Annotated in this window: 17 protein-coding genes; 2 read left to right on the plus strand and 15 right to left on the minus strand. The window is 72.4% G+C overall.

The genetic code is table 11. The annotated features are described in order from the left end of the window. Nucleotides 1-51 precede the first annotated feature (51 nt). The 8 genes from ACZ4N4_RS09720 to ACZ4N4_RS09755 form a co-directional block, all read right to left on the minus strand. On the minus strand, nucleotides 52-2,412 hold the full coding sequence (locus ACZ4N4_RS09720; RefSeq protein ID WP_467586356.1) for an SWIM zinc finger family protein: 2,361 nt from the start codon (nucleotides 2,410-2,412) through the stop codon (nucleotides 52-54). Continuing rightward, the gene (locus tag ACZ4N4_RS09725) at nucleotides 2,409-5,219 is read right to left on the minus strand and encodes a DEAD/DEAH box helicase (protein ID WP_467586359.1); all 2,811 of its coding nucleotides are present in this window, start codon (nucleotides 5,217-5,219) and stop codon (nucleotides 2,409-2,411) included. The genes ACZ4N4_RS09720 and ACZ4N4_RS09725 overlap by 4 nt, the downstream gene beginning before the upstream one ends. Before the next feature lie 97 nt (nucleotides 5,220-5,316). Next, on the minus strand, nucleotides 5,317-5,898 hold the full coding sequence (locus ACZ4N4_RS09730; RefSeq protein ID WP_467586362.1) for a sugar kinase: 582 nt from the start codon (nucleotides 5,896-5,898) through the stop codon (nucleotides 5,317-5,319). After that, nucleotides 5,895-7,040 (minus strand): ROK family glucokinase, encoded by a 1,146-nt coding sequence (locus tag ACZ4N4_RS09735; RefSeq protein WP_467586365.1) that lies wholly within the window; start codon nucleotides 7,038-7,040, stop codon nucleotides 5,895-5,897. The genes ACZ4N4_RS09730 and ACZ4N4_RS09735 overlap by 4 nt, the downstream gene beginning before the upstream one ends. Nucleotides 7,041-7,183: 143 nt before the next feature. Next, nucleotides 7,184-7,951, minus strand: coding sequence for an ATP-binding cassette domain-containing protein (locus tag ACZ4N4_RS09740; protein WP_453569385.1), 768 nt, complete (start codon nucleotides 7,949-7,951; stop codon nucleotides 7,184-7,186). Beyond that, complete coding sequence (locus ACZ4N4_RS09745) at nucleotides 7,948-8,988, minus strand: ABC transporter permease (RefSeq protein WP_467586368.1); 1,041 nt, start codon at nucleotides 8,986-8,988, stop codon at nucleotides 7,948-7,950. Before ACZ4N4_RS09745 ends, ACZ4N4_RS09740 begins: the two co-directional genes overlap by 4 nt. Then, the gene (locus ACZ4N4_RS09750; RefSeq protein WP_453569379.1) at nucleotides 8,985-9,989 is read right to left on the minus strand and encodes a sugar ABC transporter substrate-binding protein; all 1,005 of its coding nucleotides are present in this window, start codon (nucleotides 9,987-9,989) and stop codon (nucleotides 8,985-8,987) included. The genes ACZ4N4_RS09745 and ACZ4N4_RS09750 overlap by 4 nt, the downstream gene beginning before the upstream one ends. Before the next feature lie 201 nt (nucleotides 9,990-10,190). After that, a complete protein-coding gene (locus ACZ4N4_RS09755; RefSeq protein WP_351698172.1) occupies nucleotides 10,191-10,928 on the minus strand; it encodes a GntR family transcriptional regulator in 738 nt (245 codons plus the stop codon). Nucleotides 10,929-11,058: 130 nt separating this feature from the next. Between ACZ4N4_RS09755 and ACZ4N4_RS09760 the strand changes: the two genes are divergently transcribed. After that, nucleotides 11,059-12,069 (plus strand): Gfo/Idh/MocA family protein, encoded by a 1,011-nt coding sequence (locus ACZ4N4_RS09760; protein WP_362570583.1) that lies wholly within the window; start codon nucleotides 11,059-11,061, stop codon nucleotides 12,067-12,069. Between the two features lie 82 nt (nucleotides 12,070-12,151). Here ACZ4N4_RS09760 and ACZ4N4_RS09765 read toward each other — a convergent pair whose 3' ends face one another. From ACZ4N4_RS09765 to ACZ4N4_RS09775, 3 genes are all read right to left on the minus strand, one after another. Continuing rightward, nucleotides 12,152-13,333 carry a cytochrome P450 family protein gene (locus tag ACZ4N4_RS09765; RefSeq protein WP_467586372.1) on the minus strand — a complete coding sequence of 394 codons (1,182 nt, stop codon included), beginning with the start codon at nucleotides 13,331-13,333 and terminating at the stop codon, nucleotides 12,152-12,154. A gap of 75 nt (nucleotides 13,334-13,408) precedes the next feature. Continuing rightward, nucleotides 13,409-14,071, minus strand: a complete 663-nt coding sequence (locus tag ACZ4N4_RS09770; RefSeq protein WP_467586375.1) for a response regulator — start codon at nucleotides 14,069-14,071, stop codon at nucleotides 13,409-13,411. 62 nt (nucleotides 14,072-14,133) lie between these two features. Next, nucleotides 14,134-15,387 (minus strand): sensor histidine kinase, encoded by a 1,254-nt coding sequence (locus ACZ4N4_RS09775; RefSeq protein WP_453569370.1) that lies wholly within the window; start codon nucleotides 15,385-15,387, stop codon nucleotides 14,134-14,136. A gap of 181 nt (nucleotides 15,388-15,568) precedes the next feature. On the opposite strand from ACZ4N4_RS09775, the gene ACZ4N4_RS09780 reads away from it, so the two are divergent. Then, nucleotides 15,569-15,769 carry a hypothetical protein gene (locus ACZ4N4_RS09780; RefSeq protein WP_450766317.1) on the plus strand — a complete coding sequence of 67 codons (201 nt, stop codon included), beginning with the start codon at nucleotides 15,569-15,571 and terminating at the stop codon, nucleotides 15,767-15,769. Nucleotides 15,770-15,834: 65 nt separating this feature from the next. Here ACZ4N4_RS09780 and ACZ4N4_RS09785 read toward each other — a convergent pair whose 3' ends face one another. The 4 genes from ACZ4N4_RS09785 to allB all read right to left on the minus strand — a co-directional run bounded on the left by ACZ4N4_RS09785 (nucleotide 15,835) and on the right by allB (nucleotide 19,937). Continuing rightward, nucleotides 15,835-16,230 (minus strand): ribonuclease domain-containing protein, encoded by a 396-nt coding sequence (locus tag ACZ4N4_RS09785; RefSeq protein ID WP_453569365.1) that lies wholly within the window; start codon nucleotides 16,228-16,230, stop codon nucleotides 15,835-15,837. 250 nt (nucleotides 16,231-16,480) lie between these two features. Beyond that, on the minus strand, nucleotides 16,481-17,290 hold the full coding sequence (locus tag ACZ4N4_RS09790; RefSeq protein WP_453384763.1) for an AIM24 family protein: 810 nt from the start codon (nucleotides 17,288-17,290) through the stop codon (nucleotides 16,481-16,483). A 141-nt stretch (nucleotides 17,291-17,431) separates the two neighbouring features. Continuing rightward, nucleotides 17,432-18,544 (minus strand): allantoicase, encoded by a 1,113-nt coding sequence (gene alc, locus ACZ4N4_RS09795; protein ID WP_467586378.1) that lies wholly within the window; start codon nucleotides 18,542-18,544, stop codon nucleotides 17,432-17,434. Between the two features lie 52 nt (nucleotides 18,545-18,596). Then, the gene (allB, locus tag ACZ4N4_RS09800) at nucleotides 18,597-19,937 is read right to left on the minus strand and encodes an allantoinase AllB (RefSeq protein ID WP_453569359.1); all 1,341 of its coding nucleotides are present in this window, start codon (nucleotides 19,935-19,937) and stop codon (nucleotides 18,597-18,599) included. Between the last annotated feature and the right edge of the window lie 102 nt (nucleotides 19,938-20,039).

Below are 20,039 nucleotides of genomic sequence, written 5' to 3' on the forward strand. Positions count from 1 at the left end.
GGCTGGCCGAGTGCACGACGGTATCGGCGCGGCCATCTGACGCCGGGGTCTCTAGAGGTCGTCCGTCGCCCCGAGTCCCGTCAGCGCGCCCACCGGGTCCAGGTCGGGGGTGCCTCTGGGCCACCAGTCGTCGTGGCCCGGTTCGGACTCGTAGGCGTACCACAGGCCGTCGTGGCCCAGCCGGAGCTGGACATGGCCGCCGGGGTGGGTCAGGTGGTTGCGCCAGGGCCGGAAGGCCGGGAGGTCGGCGGCCAGGAGCAGGGGTCTGGCCCGGTCGAAACGGCCGGCCGGCGGATCCCAGGGTTCCTCCAGCACGGCCAGCCCCTCCGGGCCGCCCTGCCGCCAGGCGGCGACCGCGCGGGCCAGGTCGCCCGGGGTGCGGCCGACGGCGTCCGCGAGCGAGGCGTAGAGGGCGCGGGTGGACGCGGTCAGGCCGGAGCCGGGGCGGGCCGCGGCGAGGCGTACCGCGTCCTGCCAGAGGGTCAGTTCGCCGACCGGGTCGCGTCCGGTGGCGAGCAGGGCGTGGGCGCGGGCGGCGGCGTCCGTGGCGAGCTGGTCCAGCGTGAAGGGGTCGGGTCCGCCGGGCACGCCCGGGTACACCGGGGGCTGCTCGGGGTGCGACGGTACCGGCAACGGGGGCGGCAGCGGCGGGAGTTGTCGCGGTGCCAGGGCCTCGGTGGCGCGGACGCCGGGCAGGGACACCGGCTGCCGCTCGCGGGCCGCGCGGGCGGCGTTGCGCCGGGACAGGGCGTCGAGGACCTCGCGCTCGCCGCGGCCGCGCAGCAGAAGCAGCACGAACGGGTCGGCGTCCAGCAACCGCGCGGTCTGGTAGCAGAGGGCGGCCGCGTGCTTGCAGGGGTGTCCGTAGTCCGGGCAGCTGCAACGGGGTTCGAGCTCGCCGGGCCCCGGCAACAAGGCCACCCCGCTCTCGGCGAGCGTCTGCGGAAGCTCCTTGTCGAGCAGCGCGGCGATGTCTCCGGGCCGGTCGGCGGCGGCCGTCAGGAACCGCTCCCACTCGTCCTCGCCGAAGGTACGCAACCGCACCTGCACGCGATACGGCCGCGGCCGGCTCCCCTGCACATACGCCAGGACCAGTCCCGGCGTCACGGTGATGGCGTCCACGTGCCCCCGCTCGGCATAACCCCGCCCCCGCACCAGCCGCTTCACGTCCAACGCCCCCTCTTCCAACGCCCGCACCCAGGCGTTCCCCCACCAGGTACCGGCGAAGTCCGCCCCAGCGGCACCGGCGCGGGAAGGAAGCGAGGGAAAGGTCCGGCGAAGCTCGCTGTCGCGATGGGGGGTGGCCATGGTGCGGGGCAGGCGGGGGGCGGTGGAGGCGCCCTCCGGCTCCGGGCGACCGGAGGCCGAGGCGGAGCCGGTCGGATCCGGGGGGCGGGTGGCCATGGCAGACGCGGAGGAGAAGGTCGGTTCCGGGCGGCCGGAAGGGGCGGTGGGTGCCAGGGTGTGCGGTTCCGGGGGGCTGGGAGGGGCGGCGGACGCGGGCGTACGCGGATCCGGGGAGCTGAGGGGGGCGGCGGACGCGGGCGTGCGCGGATCCGGGAAGCCGGGAGGGGCGAGGGGCCCGAGGGGCGCGGAAGCCGTCGGATCCGAGTGGCCGGGAGGCGTGACGGACGCGGGGGCGCCGGATTGCGGTCGCTCGGCGGCGGCGGGCGCGGGGACCGTGGGCTGCGGGCGGTCGGTGGACGCGGAGGACTCAGTGGTCGTAGTGGACGCGGCCGGAGTGAGCATGGTTCGGGCATGTTGCGATGCCGTGGGTCGCGCCCCGACTTCGTCGAGGTGCGCCGTCGAAATCGCCTGATCCGCCGGGGCGTCGGCCGGTGCCCGCTCGTTCGGCTCGGGTTCCTCTTTCGGCATCCTGAACGCGGTCGCCAGGAACTGCCTCAGGTCGTGGGCGGTGCGACCGCGAACCGACTCCGCCGGGGTCGGCGACGGCAGCCGGCGTACCGCGCGAACCGACGCTCCTTCCGCGGCCTCCGCCGCTGCCGCCTCCGCGCGCCGGGCCTCCGCGCGGGCCGCACGCAGCGCCTCGCGCGCCACGTCACCGGGGCGGGCGCCCGGTCGCACGGCAGCGAGGGCCGGCCCACCGGCGTCCACCGGCCCGGTGTCGGGGACAGCGGCACCGCCGCCCACGTCGGCCCGGCCCGCGTCGGCCTCGGCTTCGGCGTCCCGCTGCTCCGCCTCCTTCGAGGCCGCGGCCGTCCGCAGCGCCAGCCGGGCCGCCTCGGACGCCCTGGGTACCCGCCGCTCGGCGTCCGTACCCGCCGCGGCGGGGCCTCCGGGCCGCGCCCCGGCCGCGGCCGCCTCGTCTCCCCCGGTCTCCGTACCGCGTCCCCGTGCCGCCCGCAGCGCCCGCCGTGCCGCGTCGCCCGGCCGCTGCTCGTCCTCGCTCATGACGTCCTCCGCAGCGACACCAGGTCCGACAGCTCGCGGTCCGACAGCTCGGTCAGCGCGGACTCGCCGGAGCCCAGGATCGCGTCGGCGAGGGCGCGCTTGGCCTCCAGCATCTCGGCGATGCGGTCCTCCACCGTGCCCTCGGTGACCAGGCGGTGCACCTGGACGGGCTGGGTCTGGCCGATGCGATAGGCGCGGTCGGTGGCCTGCTCCTCCACCGCCGGGTTCCACCAGCGGTCGAAGTGGACGACATGACCCGCGCGGGTGAGGTTGAGGCCGGTGCCCGCGGCCTTCAGCGACAGCACCAGGACCGGGGTCGCGCCGCTCTGGAAGCGGTCCACCATGCGCTCGCGCTCCGGTACCGGTGTGCCGCCGTGCAGGAGGTCGACCGGGACCGCGCGGGCCTGGAGGTGCGCGGTGATCATGCGGGCCATGCCGACGTACTGGGTGAAGACCAGCACCGAGCCGTCCTCGGCGAGGACCGTGTCCAACAGTTCGTCGAGCAGGGTGAGTTTGCCGGAGCGGGCGGCCAGGCCGTCGGCGCCCGCCTCCTCCTTGAGGTAGAGCGCGGGGTGGTCGCAGATCTGCTTGAGGGCGCCGAGAAGCTTGAGTACCAGGCCCCGGCGTGCGATGCCCTGCGCCGCCGTCTCAATGGCGAGCATCGACTCGCGGACCACCGCCTCGTACAGCGCGGCCTGTTCGCGGGTGAGGGGGACAGGGTGGTCGGTCTCGGTCTTGGGCGGCAGCTCGGGGACGATGCCCGGGTCGGACTTCTTGCGGCGCAGCAGGAAGGGGCGGACCAGGCGGGCGAGCCGGGCCACCGCCTCCTGGTCCTCGCCGTTCTCGACGGCGCGCGCGTGCCGGGCACGGAAGGACTTCAGCGGGCCGAGGAGTCCGGGGGTGGTCCAGTCGAGCAGGGCCCATAGTTCGGAGAGGTTGTTCTCAACCGGGGTGCCGGTGAGGGCCACGCGCGCGGGGGTCGGGATGGTGCGCAGCGCCTTGGCGGTGGCCGAGTAGGGGTTCTTGACGTGCTGCGCCTCGTCGGCGACGACCATGCCCCAGGGCCGGTCGGCGAGCCTGGCCGCGGCGGCCCGCATGGTGCCGTACGTGGTGAGGACGAAGCCGCCGTCGAGGCCGTCCAGGGTGCGGTCGGGACCGTGGAAGCGGCGGACGGGGACGCCGGGCGCGAACCGGACGATCTCCCGCTGCCAGTTGCCGAGCAGCGAGGCGGGGCAGACCACCAGGGTCGGTTCGGTGCGGGCCCGCCTGAGGTGCAGGGCGATGACCGTGATCGTCTTGCCGAGGCCCATGTCGTCGGCGAGGCAGCCGCCGAGGCCGAGGGAGGTCATGAGGTCGAGCCAGGCCAGGCCCCGCAGCTGGTAGTCGCGCAGGGTGGCCCGCAGGGCGGCGGGCGGCTCGGCGGGCTGGACGCCGGCCGTGAGGCGGTCGCGCAGGGCCGCGAGGAGGCCGACCGGGACCGCCGGTACGGTCTCGCCGTCCACCTCGGCCTCGCCGGTGAGTGCCACGGAGAGCGCGTCGACCGGGTCGAGCAGGCCCAGTTCGCGCTTACGGGCCTTGCGGACCAGGGCCGGATCGACGAGCACCCAGCGGTCCCGCAGCCGTACGACCGGACGGTGGGCCTCGGCCAGCGCGTCCATCTCGGCGTCGCTGAGGGGGTCACCGCCGAGCGCCAGCTGCCAGCGGAACTGCAGCAGATCCTCGCCCTCGAAGAAGCCCGTGCCGTCGGTCGCCGAGCCGGGCGCGGAGCGGATCACGGCGGCCGCGGTGAGGTCCTGGGCCAGGTCCCGGGGCCAGTGCACGGCGACCCCGGCCGCCGCGAGCCGGGTCGCGGCCACCCCGAGCAGATCGCCCAACTCCTCCTCGGAGAGAGCGAGTACGTCCGGCACGTCCTGTTCGGCCAGCCGGTCCAGTGGTGGCCACACCCGCGCGGCCCGGCGTACGGCCAGCGCCGCGTCCACGCGCGCGCGGGGGGCGAAGGCGGCGTCGGACCGCCCCGCCCACAGTGCCGCCGCGTCGGTCATCAGGGTGGGGTCGGCCAGGCTGTGCACCTGGACGATCGCCGCTCCCGCGCGGTGCGCTCCCTCGCCGTCGTCGAACAGGTCGTAGGCCGACAGGTCGAGGCGGAGCGAGATGCGCACGCCCGCGTCCATGCCGGCGGCGACCTCCGCGGCCCACTCCTGGGCGTCGGGCAGCCGCTGGGCCTCGCGGGCGGCGAACGGCCTGCCGGAGGTGTGCGGCGCGGCCGGGGTGCGGGGCAGGGTGTCGGCGACCGCGTCCAGGAAGGAGCGGATCAGCGCCTCCGGCTGGGGCAGCAGGAGCGGGCCGGGGCCGGGCAGCGGGACGGCGTGGCCCTCGGCGGGCAGGGCGGCGGCCACCGCACGCAGGTGGGCGATGTCGGCGGGCTCCAGGGGCCCGGCGCGCCAGGCGTCGTGTCCGGCCGGGGTGAGGCCCGGCAGCAGGCGGCCCCGGGCGGCGAGCCGCAGCGCGTGCTGGGCGGCGGCGCCCCAGCAGGCGGTGGCGGGGTGGGCGGCCGGGTCACGGCGGGCCCGCACGAGCAGGGGGAGGGCCTCGCCGAGCGGCAGGGTCAGCGCGGGCACCTGCCGGCGGCGGACACCGGCGCCGTGCCGTCGTACGACCGTCAGGTCCTCGGTCGCGGCGGCGGGCAGCGGGTCGCCGTCCGGGTCCCAGAAGGCGATCCGGCCCTGGCGCGGAAGGTCGGCGGGCAGATAGACCGCCGCCAGGCGCAGCGGAACGCCGTCAGGGGTCTCGGTCACCGTGCCGCTCATACGTTCTGCCACCTCCCGCCCACATGTCGGATCAGACGTCTTCGACTGTACGGGCGGGGTCTGACAATCGGCCCCGGCGGCCGGCCGGGGGCCGTGGTCACGGAACGGTGCGGGAGACGACGTAGATCATCGGGTAGTTCGGGTCGGCCGTGTTCACGACCACGTCCTGGGTGGGCGACGGGTTCTTCTGCTTGCGCGTCAGGCCCGACCAGGGGCCGGGGCCGGTGAACTTCCAGCCGGTGATCTTCCGGTCGCGGGAGCTGATGCTGATGTCGTCCTTCTTGAGCGCGTCCCGGTTGACGCCCATGCCCTCCAGGAAGCTGTCCAGGCCCGCGCTGTTGGTCCGGAACTGGACGTAGAGACGGCTGGTCTTCCAGTTGTTCGTCTCGTAGTAGGCGATCCTGTCGGCCGGGTGCGGGACGGGCACCTGGTAGAGCCGCCGCTGCACCTTGGACGGCCAGCCCTCGGTGAGGCCGGTCGCCGAGTACTTGGACTCCTTGTCCTTGCCGCTGTTGCGGCTCTGGGCGGCGGAGATCACCAGATAGCCGGCCGGTACGCCGATGAGCAGCACGATGATCAGGAGCGTCAGCGCCCGGCGCTTGGCCTTGTGCCCCGGGGTCTCGGGCGGGCGCTTCGGTTCCTCCGGGGACGCGGCCTGGCGGGGCAGCGAAGCGGTCATGCGGTGTCCCGGGTGCGGCGGGCATCCGCGAACCGCTCGTAGCGCTCGTACCGCTCGACCCGGCGCCGCTTGGCACGCCGGAAGCGGCGGGCGACCAGGCGGGCGAGGTCGGCGGCGCCGACCATGCCGGCCTCGGGGCCCAGCTGGGCGCGGGCGATCCGGGCCTCGGGGCGGTAGCCGCGGCCGGTGAGCTGGCGCTTGAACGCGTCCCGCGCGGGGCCGATCAGCAGGTCGTCGGCGGCGCTCACGCCACCGCCGATGACGAAGCAGGACGGGTCGAGTGCGGCGGCGAGGTTGGCGATGCCGACGCCGAGCCACTGGCCGATGTCCTGGAGCAGTTCGACGCACATCGCGTCGCCCTCGCGGGCCAGCTCGGTGATCATCGGGCCGGTGATCTCGTTGATGTTGCCCTTGACGTGCTCGATGATCCCGTAGGCCACCGGGGAGTCGGCCACGGCCAGCTCCTTGGCCTCGCGGACCAGCGCGTTGCCGGAGCTGTACTGCTCCCAGCAGCCGCGGTTGCCGCACGGGCAGCGGTGGCCGCCAGGCACGACCTGCATGTGGCCGAACTCGCCGGCGACGCCGTACTTGCCCCGCTTGACCTGGCCGTCCTCGAGGATCGCGCCGCCGATGCCGGTGCCGAGCGTGATCATGACCAGGTGGTCCTCGCCGCGGCCGGCGCCGAACCGCCACTCCGCCCAGGCGGCGGTGTTGGCGTCGTTGTCGACGAGGACGGGGACCGAGAGCCGGCCGGAGAGGCGGTCGCGCAGCGGTTCGTTGCGCCAGGACAGGTGCGGGGCGAAGAGCACGCGGTTGCGGTCGGCGTCGACCCAGCCGGCGGCGCCGATGCCGACGGCGTGCACGTCGTGCCGGTCGGACAGGTCCAGGACCAGCTCGACGATCGTGTCCTCCACGACCTTCGGGCTCTTGGACTTGTCCGGGGTCTCCGCGCGGAGCTTCTCCAGGATGTTGCCGTCGGCGTCCACGACGCCCGCCATGACCTTGGTGCCGCCGATGTCGATGCCGACGGTGGGGACACGGGGCGCCGTCAGGTGGGACCGGCGCTCCCGTGTGCCGACCGTTCGCAGGACGGGGGCTCGGCGGGAGCCTATGGGGGCCGTGAGGTCGCGGTAGGTGCTCATCGGGCTAGATTCTGCCGTACGGGGAGGGGTGGCGCCGTTCAGGGGAGATAAGGAGGGGTGCGCACCATTGCCGGGTGCGGGTGCGTCGCGGCTGGTCGCGCCCACGCGGCGGAGCCGCAAATCAACACAGCCCCGCGCCCCTTTCAGGAGCGCTGCAGCTCATGGCGTAGAGCGTCCAGCTCGCTTCCGCCGGCCATCTGGCCGGTCAGTTCTTCGAGGGTGATCTGGTCGCGTGCATAGCTCCCCACCATCGTGCCCCTTTTCAGCAGCACGAAGCGGTCGCCCACCAGGTACGCGTGATGCGGGTTGTGGGTGATCAACACAACACCCAGGCCCTGGTCGCGTGCCGCTGCCACGTATTTCAGGACCACACCCGACTGCTTCACACCCAGTGCCGCCGTCGGCTCGTCCAGGATCAGGACCTTCGCGCCGAAGTAGACGGCCCTCGCGATCGCCACGCACTGGCGTTCGCCGCCCGACAGGGTGCCGATGGGCTGGTCGACGTCCCGCAGGTCGATGCCCATGCGGAGGAGTTCGGCGCGGGTGGTGCGGCGCATGAAGTCGACGTCCAGGCGTTTGAGCACCCGGCCCTTGCGGGGTTCCGAGCCGAGGAAGAAGTTGCGCCACACCGGCATCAGCGGCACGACCGCCAGGTCCTGGTACACCGTGGCGATGCCTCGGTCCAGGGCCTCGCGCGGGGAGGTCAGCGTCGTCTCCTCGCCCTCGACGACGAGCGTGCCGCCGTCGTGCCGGTGCAGACCCGCGACGATCTTGATCAGGGTGGACTTGCCGGCCCCGTTGTCGCCGAGGACGCAGGTGATCTCGCCCGCGTGGACCTCCAGGGAGACTCCCTCCAGGGCGCGGACGGTGCCGTAGTGCTTGCTGACGTCGGTCAGCCGGACGAGGGTCATGCGGTGGCCTCCGCGCGCTTGCGGACCCAGGTGTTGAGCAGGGTCGCGAGGAGCAGCATCGCTCCGAGGAAGAACTTGAACCAGTCGGGGTTCCACTCGGCGAAGACGATGCCCTTGCTGGTCATGCCGAAAAGGAGCGCCCCGACCGCCGAGCCGACCGCGCTGCCGTAGCCGCCGGTGATCAGGCAGCCGCCGATGACGGCCGCGATGATGTAGATCAGCTCGTTGCCGACGCCCTCGCCGGACTGGACGGCGTCGTAGGAGAAGAGCAGGTGCTGGCCGGAGATCCAGGCGCCGAGCGCCACGCCCATGTAGAGGCCGACCTTGGTCCGGGTGACGGGGACGCCGACCGCGCGGGCCGCGTCCTGGTTGCCGCCGACCGCGAAGATCCAGTTGCCGGCGCGGGTGCGCAGCAGGATCCAGGAGGCGATCGCGACCAGGGCGAGCCACCAGAGGATCGTGATCTTGAAGTCGACGCCGCCGACGGTGAATGTCGAGGCGAAGACCGCGTGGGCGGACGGGAAGCCCTCCATGTCGGCGATCGTCTTGGTGGAGACCGTGCCGTCGATCAGTTTGGTGAAGCCGAGGTTCACGCCGGTCAGCATCAGGAAGGTGCCCAGGGTGACGATGAAGCTGGGCAGCTTGGTGCGGGTGAGCACGAAGCCGTTGAAGGCGCCGATGGCGAGGGTCACGAGGAGCGAGACCCCTATGCCGACCCAGGTGTTCGCCGTCATCTGGTAGCTGAACATCGAGGAGATCAGCGCGGCGGACGTGACCAGGACGCCCGCGGAGAGGTCGAACTCGCCGCCGATCATCAGCAGCGCCACCGGTACGGCCATGATGCCGATCGTCGAGGAGGCGTAGAGGACCGTGCTGATGCTGGACGCGCGCACGAAGCCGTCGGCGGCCACGGCGAAGAAGAGGAAGACGGCGACTGCGCCGACGACCGAGCCCAGCTCCGGACGGGAGAGGAGTCTCCGCAGCGGAGAGGTCTGCAGAATCCTTTCATCCAGGGAGTCTTCCAAGGTGGCGCTCATCGGGTGCCCCGCTCGGTGTACTTCGCCAGCGCGGCCGCCTGGTCCTTGGTGATGATCTGCGGGCCGGTGAGCACCGGCCGGCCGCCGCCGAGGACGTCGCCGTTGTACTTGTAGAGCCACAGCAGGTCGACCGCCTGGTAGCCCTGGAGGTACGGCTGCTGGTCCACGGCGAAGCCGAGGGTGCCGTCCTCGAGCTCGGCGGCGACCTTGGCGTTGAGGTCGAAGGTGTCGACCTCGGCCGTGCTGCCCGCGTCCGTCTTCGCCTTCACGGCGGTGTCGGCGTACGGCGCCCCGAGCGTGACGACGGCGTCGATCGACCGGTCGGCCTGGAGCTTCGCCTCGATCGAGGACTGCACGTCGGGCATGTTGGTGCCGTTGACGTAGAGGTTCTCGACCTCGCCGTCGAAGTTCTTGGCGACGCCCGCGCAGCGCTGCTCGTGGCCGACGTTGCCCTGCTCGTGCAGGACGCACAGGGCCTTCTTCCTACCGCGCTTGTCCAGCTCGTCACCGACCGCCTGACCCGCGATGGTCTCGTCCTGACCGATGTGCGCGAGGGCGCCGAAGGCCTTGGACTCCTCGGAACCGGAGTTCACGGTGATCACCGGGATGCCGGCCTTCTCGGCGCGGGCCACGGCCGCCTTGAGGGCGTCCGGCTTGGCGAGGGTGACGATGATCCCGTCGACCTTCTTGTCGACCGCCGCGTCCACGAGCTGCGCCTGCTGCTGGGCCTCGTCGTCGTGCGAGTACAGGAAATTGATGTTGTCCTTGCGGGCGGCCTGCTTCGCACCGCTCTGCACGATGTCCCAGAAGGTGTCGCCGTCCCCCGAGTGAGTGATCATCGCGAAGGTCCAGCGGGGCGTGTTCACCGCCGCCCTCCCCTGGGCCGCCGCGGCGTTCCGGGCGTCCTCCGCCCGCTTGCCGCCGGTACTGCTGCATCCGGTGAGGGTGACGCCGAGCGCCCCCGCCACCGCGATGCCCACCCAGGTCCGAAACCGTGCCACGAGGCCGTGCCCTTCTTGCCGTGCTCATACGTGCGAGAGGGGCGGGCGAAGCTCACCGTGGGTGACCACCGACGGCGACCTCGCCTGCCCCAAAAGCCTCAGTATCGAACATGGGGTACACCCCTGACGTCGGCGGGCGGCACTCTGCGCTCACATTGTCCGGACATTGCGACTAACGGAACGTCGGAAACCGGGCCGCGCTCAGGACCGTACGAGCAGCTGGAACTCGAAGGAGTAGCGGGTCGGCCGGTAGATGTGGTCGCCGAACTCCACGGCACGGCCGGTGTCGTCGTACGTGGTGCGCCGCATGGTGAGCAGCGGGGCGCCCTCCGGCTCGGCAAGCCGCTCGGCCTCGGCGGCCGTGGCGCCCCGCGCGCCGATGGACTGACGGGCGCTGTGCAGGGTGATCCCGGCGGCCCGCATCAGGCGGTAGAGACCGGTCGCCTCCAGTTGCCCGGTGTCCAGGTCGAGCAGACCGGGCGGCAGGTAGTTGGTCAGGTACGCCATCGGCTCGCCGTGCGCCAGCCGCAGCCGCTCGATGCGGTGTACCTCGGTGTCCTCGGCTACCGCGAGCGCGGCGGCGATCTCGGCGGACGCCGGGACGACGGTGTTGACCAGTACCTTCGTCGCGGGGCGCTGACCGGCCGACTCCAGGTCGTCGTAGAGGCTGCTGAGCTCCAGGGGGCGTTTGACCTGGCTGTGCACGACCTGGGTGCCGACACCCCGGCGACGGACCAGCAGACCCTTGTCGACCAGGGACTGGATGGCCTGACGCACGGTCGGGCGGGACAGGCCGAGCCGTGCGGCGAGCTCGATCTCGTTGCCCAGCAGGCTGCCGGGGGTGAGCGAGCCGTGCTCGATGGCCGCCTCCAGTTGCTGCGCGAGCTGGAAGTACAACGGCACCGGCGAGCTCCGGTCCACACTCAGGTCGAGCGGCACGGTCGGGTCCACATCTGGTTTCGGCACGGGCCCGAGCGTATCCCCGTGACGGGTTGACGGGAAGTTGTGTAGTTCGATTGTCCGGACATACGCATTGACAGCGCACGGGGTGCACCCGCACCTTGTTCCCATGCGCATCGGGGTCATCGGGACGGGCCGCATCGGAACCATTCATGCGAACACGCTCAGCCGCAATCGCGAGGTCGGGTCACTGATCCTGACGGACGTGGATCCGGCGCGGGCCCAGGATCTGGCACACCGTCTCGGGGAGACGGCGGCACCCGGGACGGACGAGATCTTCAAGTGGGGCGTGGACGCCGTGGTGATCACCACCGCGACCTCGGCGCACGCCGACCTGATCGGCCGGGCCGCACGCTCCGGGATCCCGGTCTTCTGCGAGAAGCCGATCGCCCTCGACCTGCCGGGCACGCTGCACGCCCTGGCCGAGGTGGAGAAGGCCGGGACGGTGCTGCAGATGGGCTTCCAGCGGCGCTTCGACAAGGGGTACGCGGGCGCCCGTGAGGCCGTGCGCTCGGGTCGGCTCGGGCGCCTGCACACCGTGCGGGCGCTGACCTCCGACCAGTCGCCGCCTCCGCCGGAGTGGCTGCCGCTGTCCGGCGGGCTGTTCCGGGACACCCTGATCCACGACTTCGACGTGCTGCGCTGGGTGACCGGCCGCGAGGTCGTCGACGTGTACGCGACCGGCTCGGACGCCGGGCCCGCCATGTTCCGCGAGGCCGGTGACGTGGACACCGGCGCGGCCCTGCTCACCCTGGACGACGGCATGCTGGCCACCGCCACCGCGACCCGGCTGAACGGCGCCGGGTACGACGTGCGGATGGAGCTGGCCGGGGAGCGGGACACCGTGGTGGTCGGCCTGGACGACCGTACGCCGGTGGCCTCCACCGAGCCGACCGGGCCGCCGCCCGCGGACAAGCCGTGGCCCGGCTTCCTGGAGCGGTTCGGACCCGCCTACGAGGCCGAGTTGTGTGCCTTCGTCGACGTGGTGCGCGGCGGGCTCGCCAACCCCTGCGACGGGCGCGAGGCGCTCCAGGCGCTGCGGATCGCGGAGGCCTGCGAGGTCTCCCGGCACGAGCGGAGACCGGTGGCCCTCGCCGAGATCCCGGACCGGCTGGGCTGACCGCGGCTGCCGCCGGCCCGGCAGCCCACCGGCTACCGGATCACCCGGCTACCAGCACACTCCGGCTACCAGCGCACCCCGGCTACCAGCGCACCGGAAGGTTCCGCACCCCTCTCATCAGCGTGCCCGGCAGCCACTCGCCGTGCGGGCCGTCCAGGGCCAGGTCCGGGGCGCGCTCCAGGAGGGCGCGCAGGGCCGTGCGGCTCTCCAGGCGGGCCAGGGGTGCGCCCAGGCAGTAATGGATGCCGTGGCCGAAGGCGAGGTGGCCGCGGTGGTCGCGGCGGATGTCGAAGCGGTCGGGCTCCGGATAGCGGGCGCCGTCGCGGTCGGCGGCGGTGAGGCCGACCATCACCGGCTCGCCCCGCTCGATGACGGTGCCGGCGATCTCCAGGGGCTCGGCGGCGTACCGGTACGTCGCGTTCTCCACCGGGCCCTCCCAGCGCAGGATCTCCTCGACCGCGCCGTCCAGGAGGCCCATGTCGGCGCGCAGGGCGGCGAGTTGGGCAGGGTGGGTGAGCAGGGCGAGGACGCCGTTGCCGATCAGGTTGACGGTGGTCTCGTGGCCGGCGATCAGCAGGACGAAGGCCATGCCGCGCAGTTCCTCGACGGAGAGCCGGTCGCCGTCCTCGGCGGTGGTGCGGATCAGGTCGCTGAGCAGGTCGTCGCTCGGGCCCGCGCACCGCTTGTCCTCGATCAGCTCCCTCAGATACTCGGCGAGCTCGGCGAACGCGTCGTACTCGTTGCTCGGACGGGCGGAGCCGACCACCTCGTTGGAGAGCTTCCGGAACCGTGCGCGGTCCAGCTCGGGTACACCGAGCAGTTCGCTGATCACGGTGATCGGCAGCGGGTAGGCGAGGGCGTCGATGAGGTCGGCGCGGCCACCCGGGAGCATCTCGTCGAGCAGGTGGTCGGTGATCTCCTGGATCCGCGGCTCCAGTGCGGCCACCCGGCGGGCGGTGAACGCGCGCGTGATGAGCCCGCGCAGCCGGGTGTGCTGGGGCGGGTCGGCGACCAGCAGGTACTTGCCGATCAGCTCCTCGTCGAGAAACTTGAAGCCGGCCTTCTCGGTGTCCTTGGCCAGTCTGGGGTCGGCGAGCGCCGCGCGGGCCTCCTCGTACCCGACGACCAGCCAGGTCTCGTGGTACGCGTCGGGCAGCGGCCACCGCACCCGGTGCACCGGGCCGCGCTCGCGCAGCCGGGCGTAGACCGTGTGCGGGTCCGTGCGCAGACCGTCGCCGTACTCGCCGAGGTCGGTCACCTGCATGCTGTACTCCCCCTTCAGGAGGTCCCCGAGGCCGTCCCGTACCCGGAGAACGTTCGGGGCGCCCGACTGGTGCCCCTACTCCTCCAGCAGTCCCGCGTCGTATGCCAGCAGCGCGATCTGGACGCGGTTGTTCAGGCCGAGCTTGGCCAGGATGCGGGAGACGTGGGTCTTGACGGTGGCGACGCTCATGAACAGGCCGGTGGCGATCTCGGCGTTGGCGAGGCCGTGGCCGACCGCGACGGCGACCTCGCGTTCGCGCTCGTTGAGGGCGGCGAGCCGGTCACGCGCGCGTGCCTGCCGGGTGTCGGCCCGGGTGCCCGCCGCGTGCCGCATCAGCTGCCGGGTGACGGCGGGCGACAGGACGGGGTCACCGGCCGCGACCCGGCGCACCGCGTCCACGATCTCGGCGGGCGGGGTGTCCTTGAGGACGAACCCGGCGGCCCCCGCGCGCAGGGCGTGCAACACCTGTTCGTCGGCGTGGAAGGTGGTCAGGACGACGACCTGCGGGGCGTCCGCACGCGCGCGCAGCCGCTCGGTGGCGGTGAGCCCGTCCACGGACGGCATCCGGATGTCCATCAGGACGACGTCCGGGTGGGTGCGGTCGACGAGCGCCTCGACCTCGTCGCCGTCGGCGCCCTCCCCGACGATCTCGATGTCCCCGGCTCCGCCCATCATCAGGGACAGGCCCGCCCGCACCAGGGGGTCGTCGTCGACGAGCAGCAGTCTGATCGCGGTCATGGCTCCTACGTAATCACGCGGGTACGACATCACGTGGCCGTTCGGGCGGCGGGCACGGTGGCTCAGGCGGCGGCCCCCCAGGGCAGCCAGGCCCGCACCTCGAAGCCGCCGTCGCCGGTGGCCCGGTGCTCCAGCCGGCCGCCGGCCAGCGTCGCGCGTTCGGTCAGGCCGATCAGCCCCTGGCCCGAGCCGGGGACGTGCGGGGCGTCGGCCTCCGGGGCGGGGTTGTGCACGGTGATGTCCAGGCCGTCGCCGGGTGCTCCGGTGACGCGCACGGTGACCTCGGCGCCGGGGGCGTGCTTGCGGGCGTTGGTGAGGCCCTCCTGGGCGATGCGGTAGGCGGTGCGGCCGACGGAGGCGGGGACGGCCGCCGGATCGCCGACGTGGTTGTCGAGGGTGACCTTCATGCCGGCCTCGCGGGACTCGCTGACGAGCGCGTCGAGGGCGGCCAGCGTGGGCTGCGGCCGGCCGCCCGCCTCGTCGCCGTCGGCGGCACGCAGGACGCCGATGATCTCACGCAGGTCCTGGAGGGCCTCGTGGGCGCTCTCCCGGATCACCCCGGCCGCCCGGGCGATCTCCGCCCGGGGCGCGTCGGGACGGAACTCAAGGGCCCCGGCGTGCACGCTGAGCAGGGTCAGCCGGTGGGCGAGGACGTCGTGCATCTCCCGGGCGATGGCCTCCCGGGCCAGCCGCTGGGCCCGCTCGGCGCGCAGCCCGGCCTCGGTCTCGGCCCGCTGGGCCCGGTCGTGCAGGCTGACCATCAGTTGCCGCTTGGAGCGCACGAACATGCCGAGGCTGATGACCAGGAGGGTGAAGAGCACGACCAGGATGACGACGGCCAGGTAGGGCAGGTCGGGGTCGGGACGCAGCCAGTAGAAGAGCGGGACCAGCGCGAGGTTGGCGCCGGCGATCCAGGCGACGTACCGGAACGGGCGGTGCACGGCGAGCGTGAACAGGGCGACCATGGCGGCGCCGCCCGCGGTGTCGGAGGCGAAGCCGACCGGGACCATGGCGATGGCCAGGCCCGTCGGCCAGCGGCGGCGCAGCCAGACCGCGGCGCAGGCCAGACCGCCGATCAGCTGGTCGGAGACCGCGAGGCCGTGGGAGACGTTCGGGTCCTGCCGCATGGTGTTCGCGGCGGCCACGCCCAGCAGGACGGCGAGCAGGAAACAGCTGAAGTCGACGAGCCAGTCCCGCGCGGTGCGCCTGGGCCGCCGGCCGGCCGGGCCGGCGTCGGGATCGAGTTCATGGATCACGGCGGACGGGAAGAGCCACCGCCGCCGTTCGAACGTCCGTACCGAGATGTCACCGCTCACGGTCGACGAATCTACGCAGGAACCCGCCGGTGACACCTCCCCGAGCACGGGATCGTCGACCAAAGTAGAGGCTCGTATGGACTTTCGGCACGGCACGCGCGCGTACGTGGCGACTTCCGGCGGGCACGGCTCGCCCCGCGGCCGATGGCATGGGGGGAGGCCGCGGGGCGAGAGTCGTGCTGTGAAACAGCTGCTGGAACTGCTCGGATTCGTCGCTCTGGTGCAGGGTGCGCTGGGCCTGTTGCACGAGTTCACCCACTGGCACGTGGGTCTCGTGCAACGGCTCGGCTTCCTCGACGGCTACGGCGTCTACGCGAGCGTCGCACTGATCGTGCTGGCGATCGCGCTGTTCGCCGTCGCGGAGAGCCGGAGGTCAGGCTGAACGCGGACCGGACCTCCGGCAGGTCGCGCCGTTCCCGGCGATCGGCCGGCGGACTCGGCCGGAATTCAGCAGCCGAAGTTGACCAGGTCGAACGTCACGTAGTGGTCCGCCGTGTAGTAGTCCTCCCGGGTCTTCTTGCCGGTCACGATGCGACGTGCACCGCGTGTGGAAGAGCCGGGCGTCTTCACGGTGTACTCGTGGTAGTAACCGCTCGCCTGGCTGGGCAGCACGCCCTCCTGGTTGCGGAAGACGACGCCGTCCTGCGAGTACGGGAACGGACCGCCCGACGCGATCAGGTCGAGGGTGTCGTACGCCTGTGACGGCAGGTCGCTGTAGCAGATGCTGCCGACCGAGGCGGCCGCGGCGTCCGCCGTGGTGGCGGTGACGGTACCGCCGACGAGGAGGGCGGACAGGACGACGCCGGCGGCGCCGGTGCGGGTGATTCGTGGGGGGAATCTCATGGCTTCATGATGACGCGCGTAGACAGTGGCATGTCAATGACAAGTCTGAAGAATTTCCCGGCAAGTCCCTTGAGTTTTCAGGGAGTTAACCTGGGGCCGCGGCCTTCACGGGGCGGGCCCCGGCCGCGCGAGAGGGAAGGAGTAGACCGTCGACCCGGTCGAAGACCTCGGTGACGAACCCGCCGCATTCCGCCCCGCCGCACCCGCCGGGCGCCCGCACCTCATCGGCCGTGATCGTCCCTCCGGCGGCTCACCCCGCGTGCGTGGAGAACAGTCCGCCCGTCGGGCCCTGCTTGTCGCCGCCCTGGGCCTTCTTCAGGGCGTTGGCGAGGCTCTCGATGGTGAGGGACTGCAAAATCACCCGGCCGTTGCCCTCCAGGGTGGCCAGGGAGAGGCCCTCGCCGCCGAAGACGGCGTTCATGAGGCCCTGGCGGTTGAGGCCGCCGACGCGCTGGACGCCGTACTGGATGCCCTCCTCGAAGGCGACGACACAGCCCGTGTCGACCTCTATACGGCCGCCGAAGTCGGCGGGGTTGAGGTCGATGAAGTTGCCGGCGCCGGCGATGATCACGGTGCCGTGGCCGGTGAACTTCTCCAGGATGAAGCCCTCGCCGCCGCTCATGCCGGTGCGGCCGCCCTGGAAGGCGATGCCGAACTCGACGGTGGACTCGGCCGCCACGAAGGCGTCCTTCTCGGCGAACCACGCGCGCGTGCCGTTGAGCTCCAGGGCGCGCATCTCGCCGGGCAGCACGCCCGCGAAGCCGACGGTGCCCTCACCGCCCTGCGCGCTGAAGTACTGGAAGGCCAGTGACTCGCCTGCGAGCATGCGCTGCCCGACCTGCATGGCGGTGCCCATGGCCTGGCGCAGCATGCCGCCCATGCCGCCGCCACCGCCCTGCGGCTGGCCGCCGCCGTTCGGGCCGCTGAGCCGGGTCTCCATGGTCACGTTCGTAGTCTTGAACAGGAACTTTCCGGCTTCGCAGTAGACGGTCTGGCCGGGGTGCAGGTTGACGACCGCCATCTGCATGGCGTTGCCGACGATTTCTTGCTGAAGGGTCACGGGGAAAGAACGTAGCCGACGCTTCAGCGGTTCCCTCGCCCTCCCACCCACACGTCTCGGTTGTCGGAGCAGCGGGCTCGAAAATCAACCGAGCCGGGTGGGCGGGGCAACCGAGCCGGGTGGGCGGGCGGAAAAGGCGGGTCAGGACAGTTCGCGGTGCCTGGCCGTCAGCCCCGCTGATCCCGATTCTGTCGGCGTTCCGAACAACCGCAGGCGGGAGATTCCACCGTCGGGGAAGATGTCCACCCGCGCGTGCGTGCCCACGGCGGGGGAAGCCAGGACGAAGCGGTGGTTGGTGTCCGGCTGGAGGCGGGTGCGCGGGAGGATCTCCCGCCAGTCGCCGTCCTCGCCGTCCCGCACCGACACCGACGCCCAGCCGGCGCTGTTGCCCTTCAGGTACGCCGTGTCGATCTCGATCGCCTGGATCTGGGACTGGGCCACCAGCCGGTAGCGGATCCAGTCGTTGCCCTGGTCGCGGCGCCGGCGCGTCTCCCAGCCGTCGTCCATCTTGCGGGAGCGGCCCGGCTGGATGGTGTTGGTGGCCGGTGAGTAGAAGAGGTTGGAGGCGTCCTCGACCTGACCGCCGTTCTCCAGGGCGAGCACGTCGAAGGTGCCGAGCGCGGCGAGCCACTCGGGGTCCGGGGCGACCTCGCCGTACACGCGCAGGCGGGCGATACCGCCGTCGGGGTGCTGGTTGACGCGGAGGTGGGTGAAGCGCTGTTCGACGGAGACGGCGAAGCCGTTCGCCGCGTGGCCGCCCACCGGCGTGCGCGGGACGAGCGTCGTCCATTTCACGTCGTCGCCGAGAAGTTCCTCGGGGGACGGCGAGCCCGGCGCCGACGTGCCCTCGACCGACACCGCCTGCGGGTAGTTGCCGCGGAAGTGGGCCGTGTCGACGACGATCCCGCGGACGACACCGGGGGCGCCGAGGCGGACCAGCGCCCAGTCGTGGTCCTCGGCCGTCGGCCAGGGGTGCCCGGCCGAGGCACCGCGTCGGCGGCGCGTCTCCCAGCCGTCCATGATCTTGCCCTTGTGCCCGAAGTGCTCGGGGTCGAACTCGGGCCGCCCGGGCACCAGCAGGTTCTCCCGCTGGGCGAAGAACTCGTCATTGGCGGCGATGACCCCGGCGCCGAGCTGCCGGTCGGCGAGGTTGGCGTACTGGGTGAAGGGGAAGTCGGCGGTGCGGTAGTCGGCGTACGGGTCGCCGCCGGAGTAGGGGTTCGCGTCGCCGGTGAAGGTCGGGATCGCCGTCAAAGAAGGTCTTCCTCTCGGTGTCGGCCGCTGCGGGTGCGGAAGCGAGCGGTGGTCAGGGGGTGCGGGTCAGCAGGCGTCCCTTCGGGGCCGTGAACGCGCCGTCCGCGACGATGCGTTCGCCGCGCAGCCAGGTGGACCTCACGACGCCGTACAGGGTCTTGCCCGCGTACGCGGTGACCTGGTTGCGGTGCTGGAGGCCCGCCGGGTCCACGGTGAAGGTCTCGTCGGGCGCGAGGACGGCGAAGTCGGCGTCCCGGCCCGGGGCGATGGCGCCCTTGCGGTCGTCGAGGCCGACGAGCGCGGCCGTGCGGGCCGACATCCAGCGGACCACGTCCTCAAGACCGTGGCCGCGCTTGCGAGCCTCGGTCCACACGGCGGGGAGGCTGAGCTGGAGGCCGGAGATGCCGCCCCACGCGGTCGCGAAGTCGGCGGTCTTCAGGTCGGCGGTCGAGGGCGAGTGGTCGGTGACCACACAGTCGATGGTGCCGTCGGCCAGTGCCTGCCAGAGCAGGTCCTGGTTGGCCGACTCCCGGATGGGCGGGCAGCACTTGAACTCGCTCGCGCCGTCAGGGACTTCCTCGGCGGTGAGGGTGAGGTAGTGCGGGCAGGTCTCGACGGTGATCCGTACCCCGTCCCGCTTGGCCTCGGCGATCAGTGGCAGGGCGTCCGACGAGGACAGGTGCAGGACGTGCACGCGCGCGTGGAGGCGTTTCGCCTGCGCGATCAGCTGCGTGATCGCCGTGTCCTCCGCGTCGCGCGGACGCGAGGCCAGGAAGTCGGCGTACTTGGGGCCGCCGTGCTGCGGGGCGGCGGCCAGGTGGTGCGGGTCCTCGGCGTGCACGATCAGCAGGCCGCCGAAGGCGGTGATCTCCGCCAGGGACCGCGCGAGCCCCTCCTGGTCGAGATGCGGGAACTCGTCCACGCCGGACGGCGACAGGAACGCCTTGAAACCGAAGACCCCGGCGTCGTGCAGCGGGCGCAGGTCCTTGACGTTGTCGGGCAGCGCGCCGCCCCAGAAGCCGACGTCCATGTGCGCCTTGTCGGCTGCGACCTCCTGCTTGACCCGGAGGTTGTCGACGGTCGTGGTCGGCGGGAGGGAGTTGAGCGGCATGTCGACGAGGGTGGTGATGCCGCCGGCCGCCGCCGCGCGCGTGGCGGTCCAGAAGCCCTCCCACTCGGTGCGGCCCGGGTCGTTCACATGCACATGGGTGTCGACCAGGCCGGGCAGCAGCACGTCGTCGCCGAAGTCCTCCAGGCGGGCGCCCGCCGGGACGGGGGCGTCGTACGGCAGTACGGCAGTGATCGTCCCGGCGGACACGGCGACCGAAGCGGCCCGTGTCCCCTCCGGGGTGATGACGCGCGTCGAGCGCAGCACCAGTTCAGCGTCGGACACCCGGACCCCTCTCTCTGCCGCCGTTTTACTTCCGGGAAACGGGATTTACACCCATGTAACGGAATTCAACGTTCTGTTGAAGGAGTCTTCACTCCCGCCCCC

The sequence above is a fragment of the Streptomyces sp. NPDC026538 genome, from assembly GCF_055567535.1.

What these genes read in the sequence shown, in the direction of transcription:
- ACZ4N4_RS09785 (WP_453569365.1), bottom strand. Translation starts at nt 16,230, where the DNA reads ATGAGATTCCCCCCACGAATCACCCGCACCGGCGCCGCCGGCGTCGTC.
- ACZ4N4_RS09745 (WP_467586368.1), bottom strand. Translation starts at nt 8,988, where the DNA reads ATGAGCGCCACCTTGGAAGACTCCCTGGATGAAAGGATTCTGCAGACC.
- ACZ4N4_RS09765 (WP_467586372.1), bottom strand. Translation starts at nt 13,333, where the DNA reads ATGCAGGTGACCGACCTCGGCGAGTACGGCGACGGTCTGCGCACGGAC.
- ACZ4N4_RS09735 (WP_467586365.1), bottom strand. Translation starts at nt 7,040, where the DNA reads ATGAGCACCTACCGCGACCTCACGGCCCCCATAGGCTCCCGCCGAGCC.
- ACZ4N4_RS09725 (WP_467586359.1), bottom strand. Translation starts at nt 5,219, where the DNA reads ATGAGCGGCACGGTGACCGAGACCCCTGACGGCGTTCCGCTGCGCCTG.
- ACZ4N4_RS09740 (WP_453569385.1), bottom strand. Translation starts at nt 7,951, where the DNA reads ATGACCCTCGTCCGGCTGACCGACGTCAGCAAGCACTACGGCACCGTC.
- ACZ4N4_RS09760 (WP_362570583.1), top strand. Translation starts at nt 11,059, where the DNA reads ATGCGCATCGGGGTCATCGGGACGGGCCGCATCGGAACCATTCATGCG.
- ACZ4N4_RS09770 (WP_467586375.1), bottom strand. Translation starts at nt 14,071, where the DNA reads ATGACCGCGATCAGACTGCTGCTCGTCGACGACGACCCCCTGGTGCGG.
- ACZ4N4_RS09730 (WP_467586362.1), bottom strand. Translation starts at nt 5,898, where the DNA reads ATGACCGCTTCGCTGCCCCGCCAGGCCGCGTCCCCGGAGGAACCGAAG.
- ACZ4N4_RS09720 (WP_467586356.1), bottom strand. Translation starts at nt 2,412, where the DNA reads ATGAGCGAGGACGAGCAGCGGCCGGGCGACGCGGCACGGCGGGCGCTG.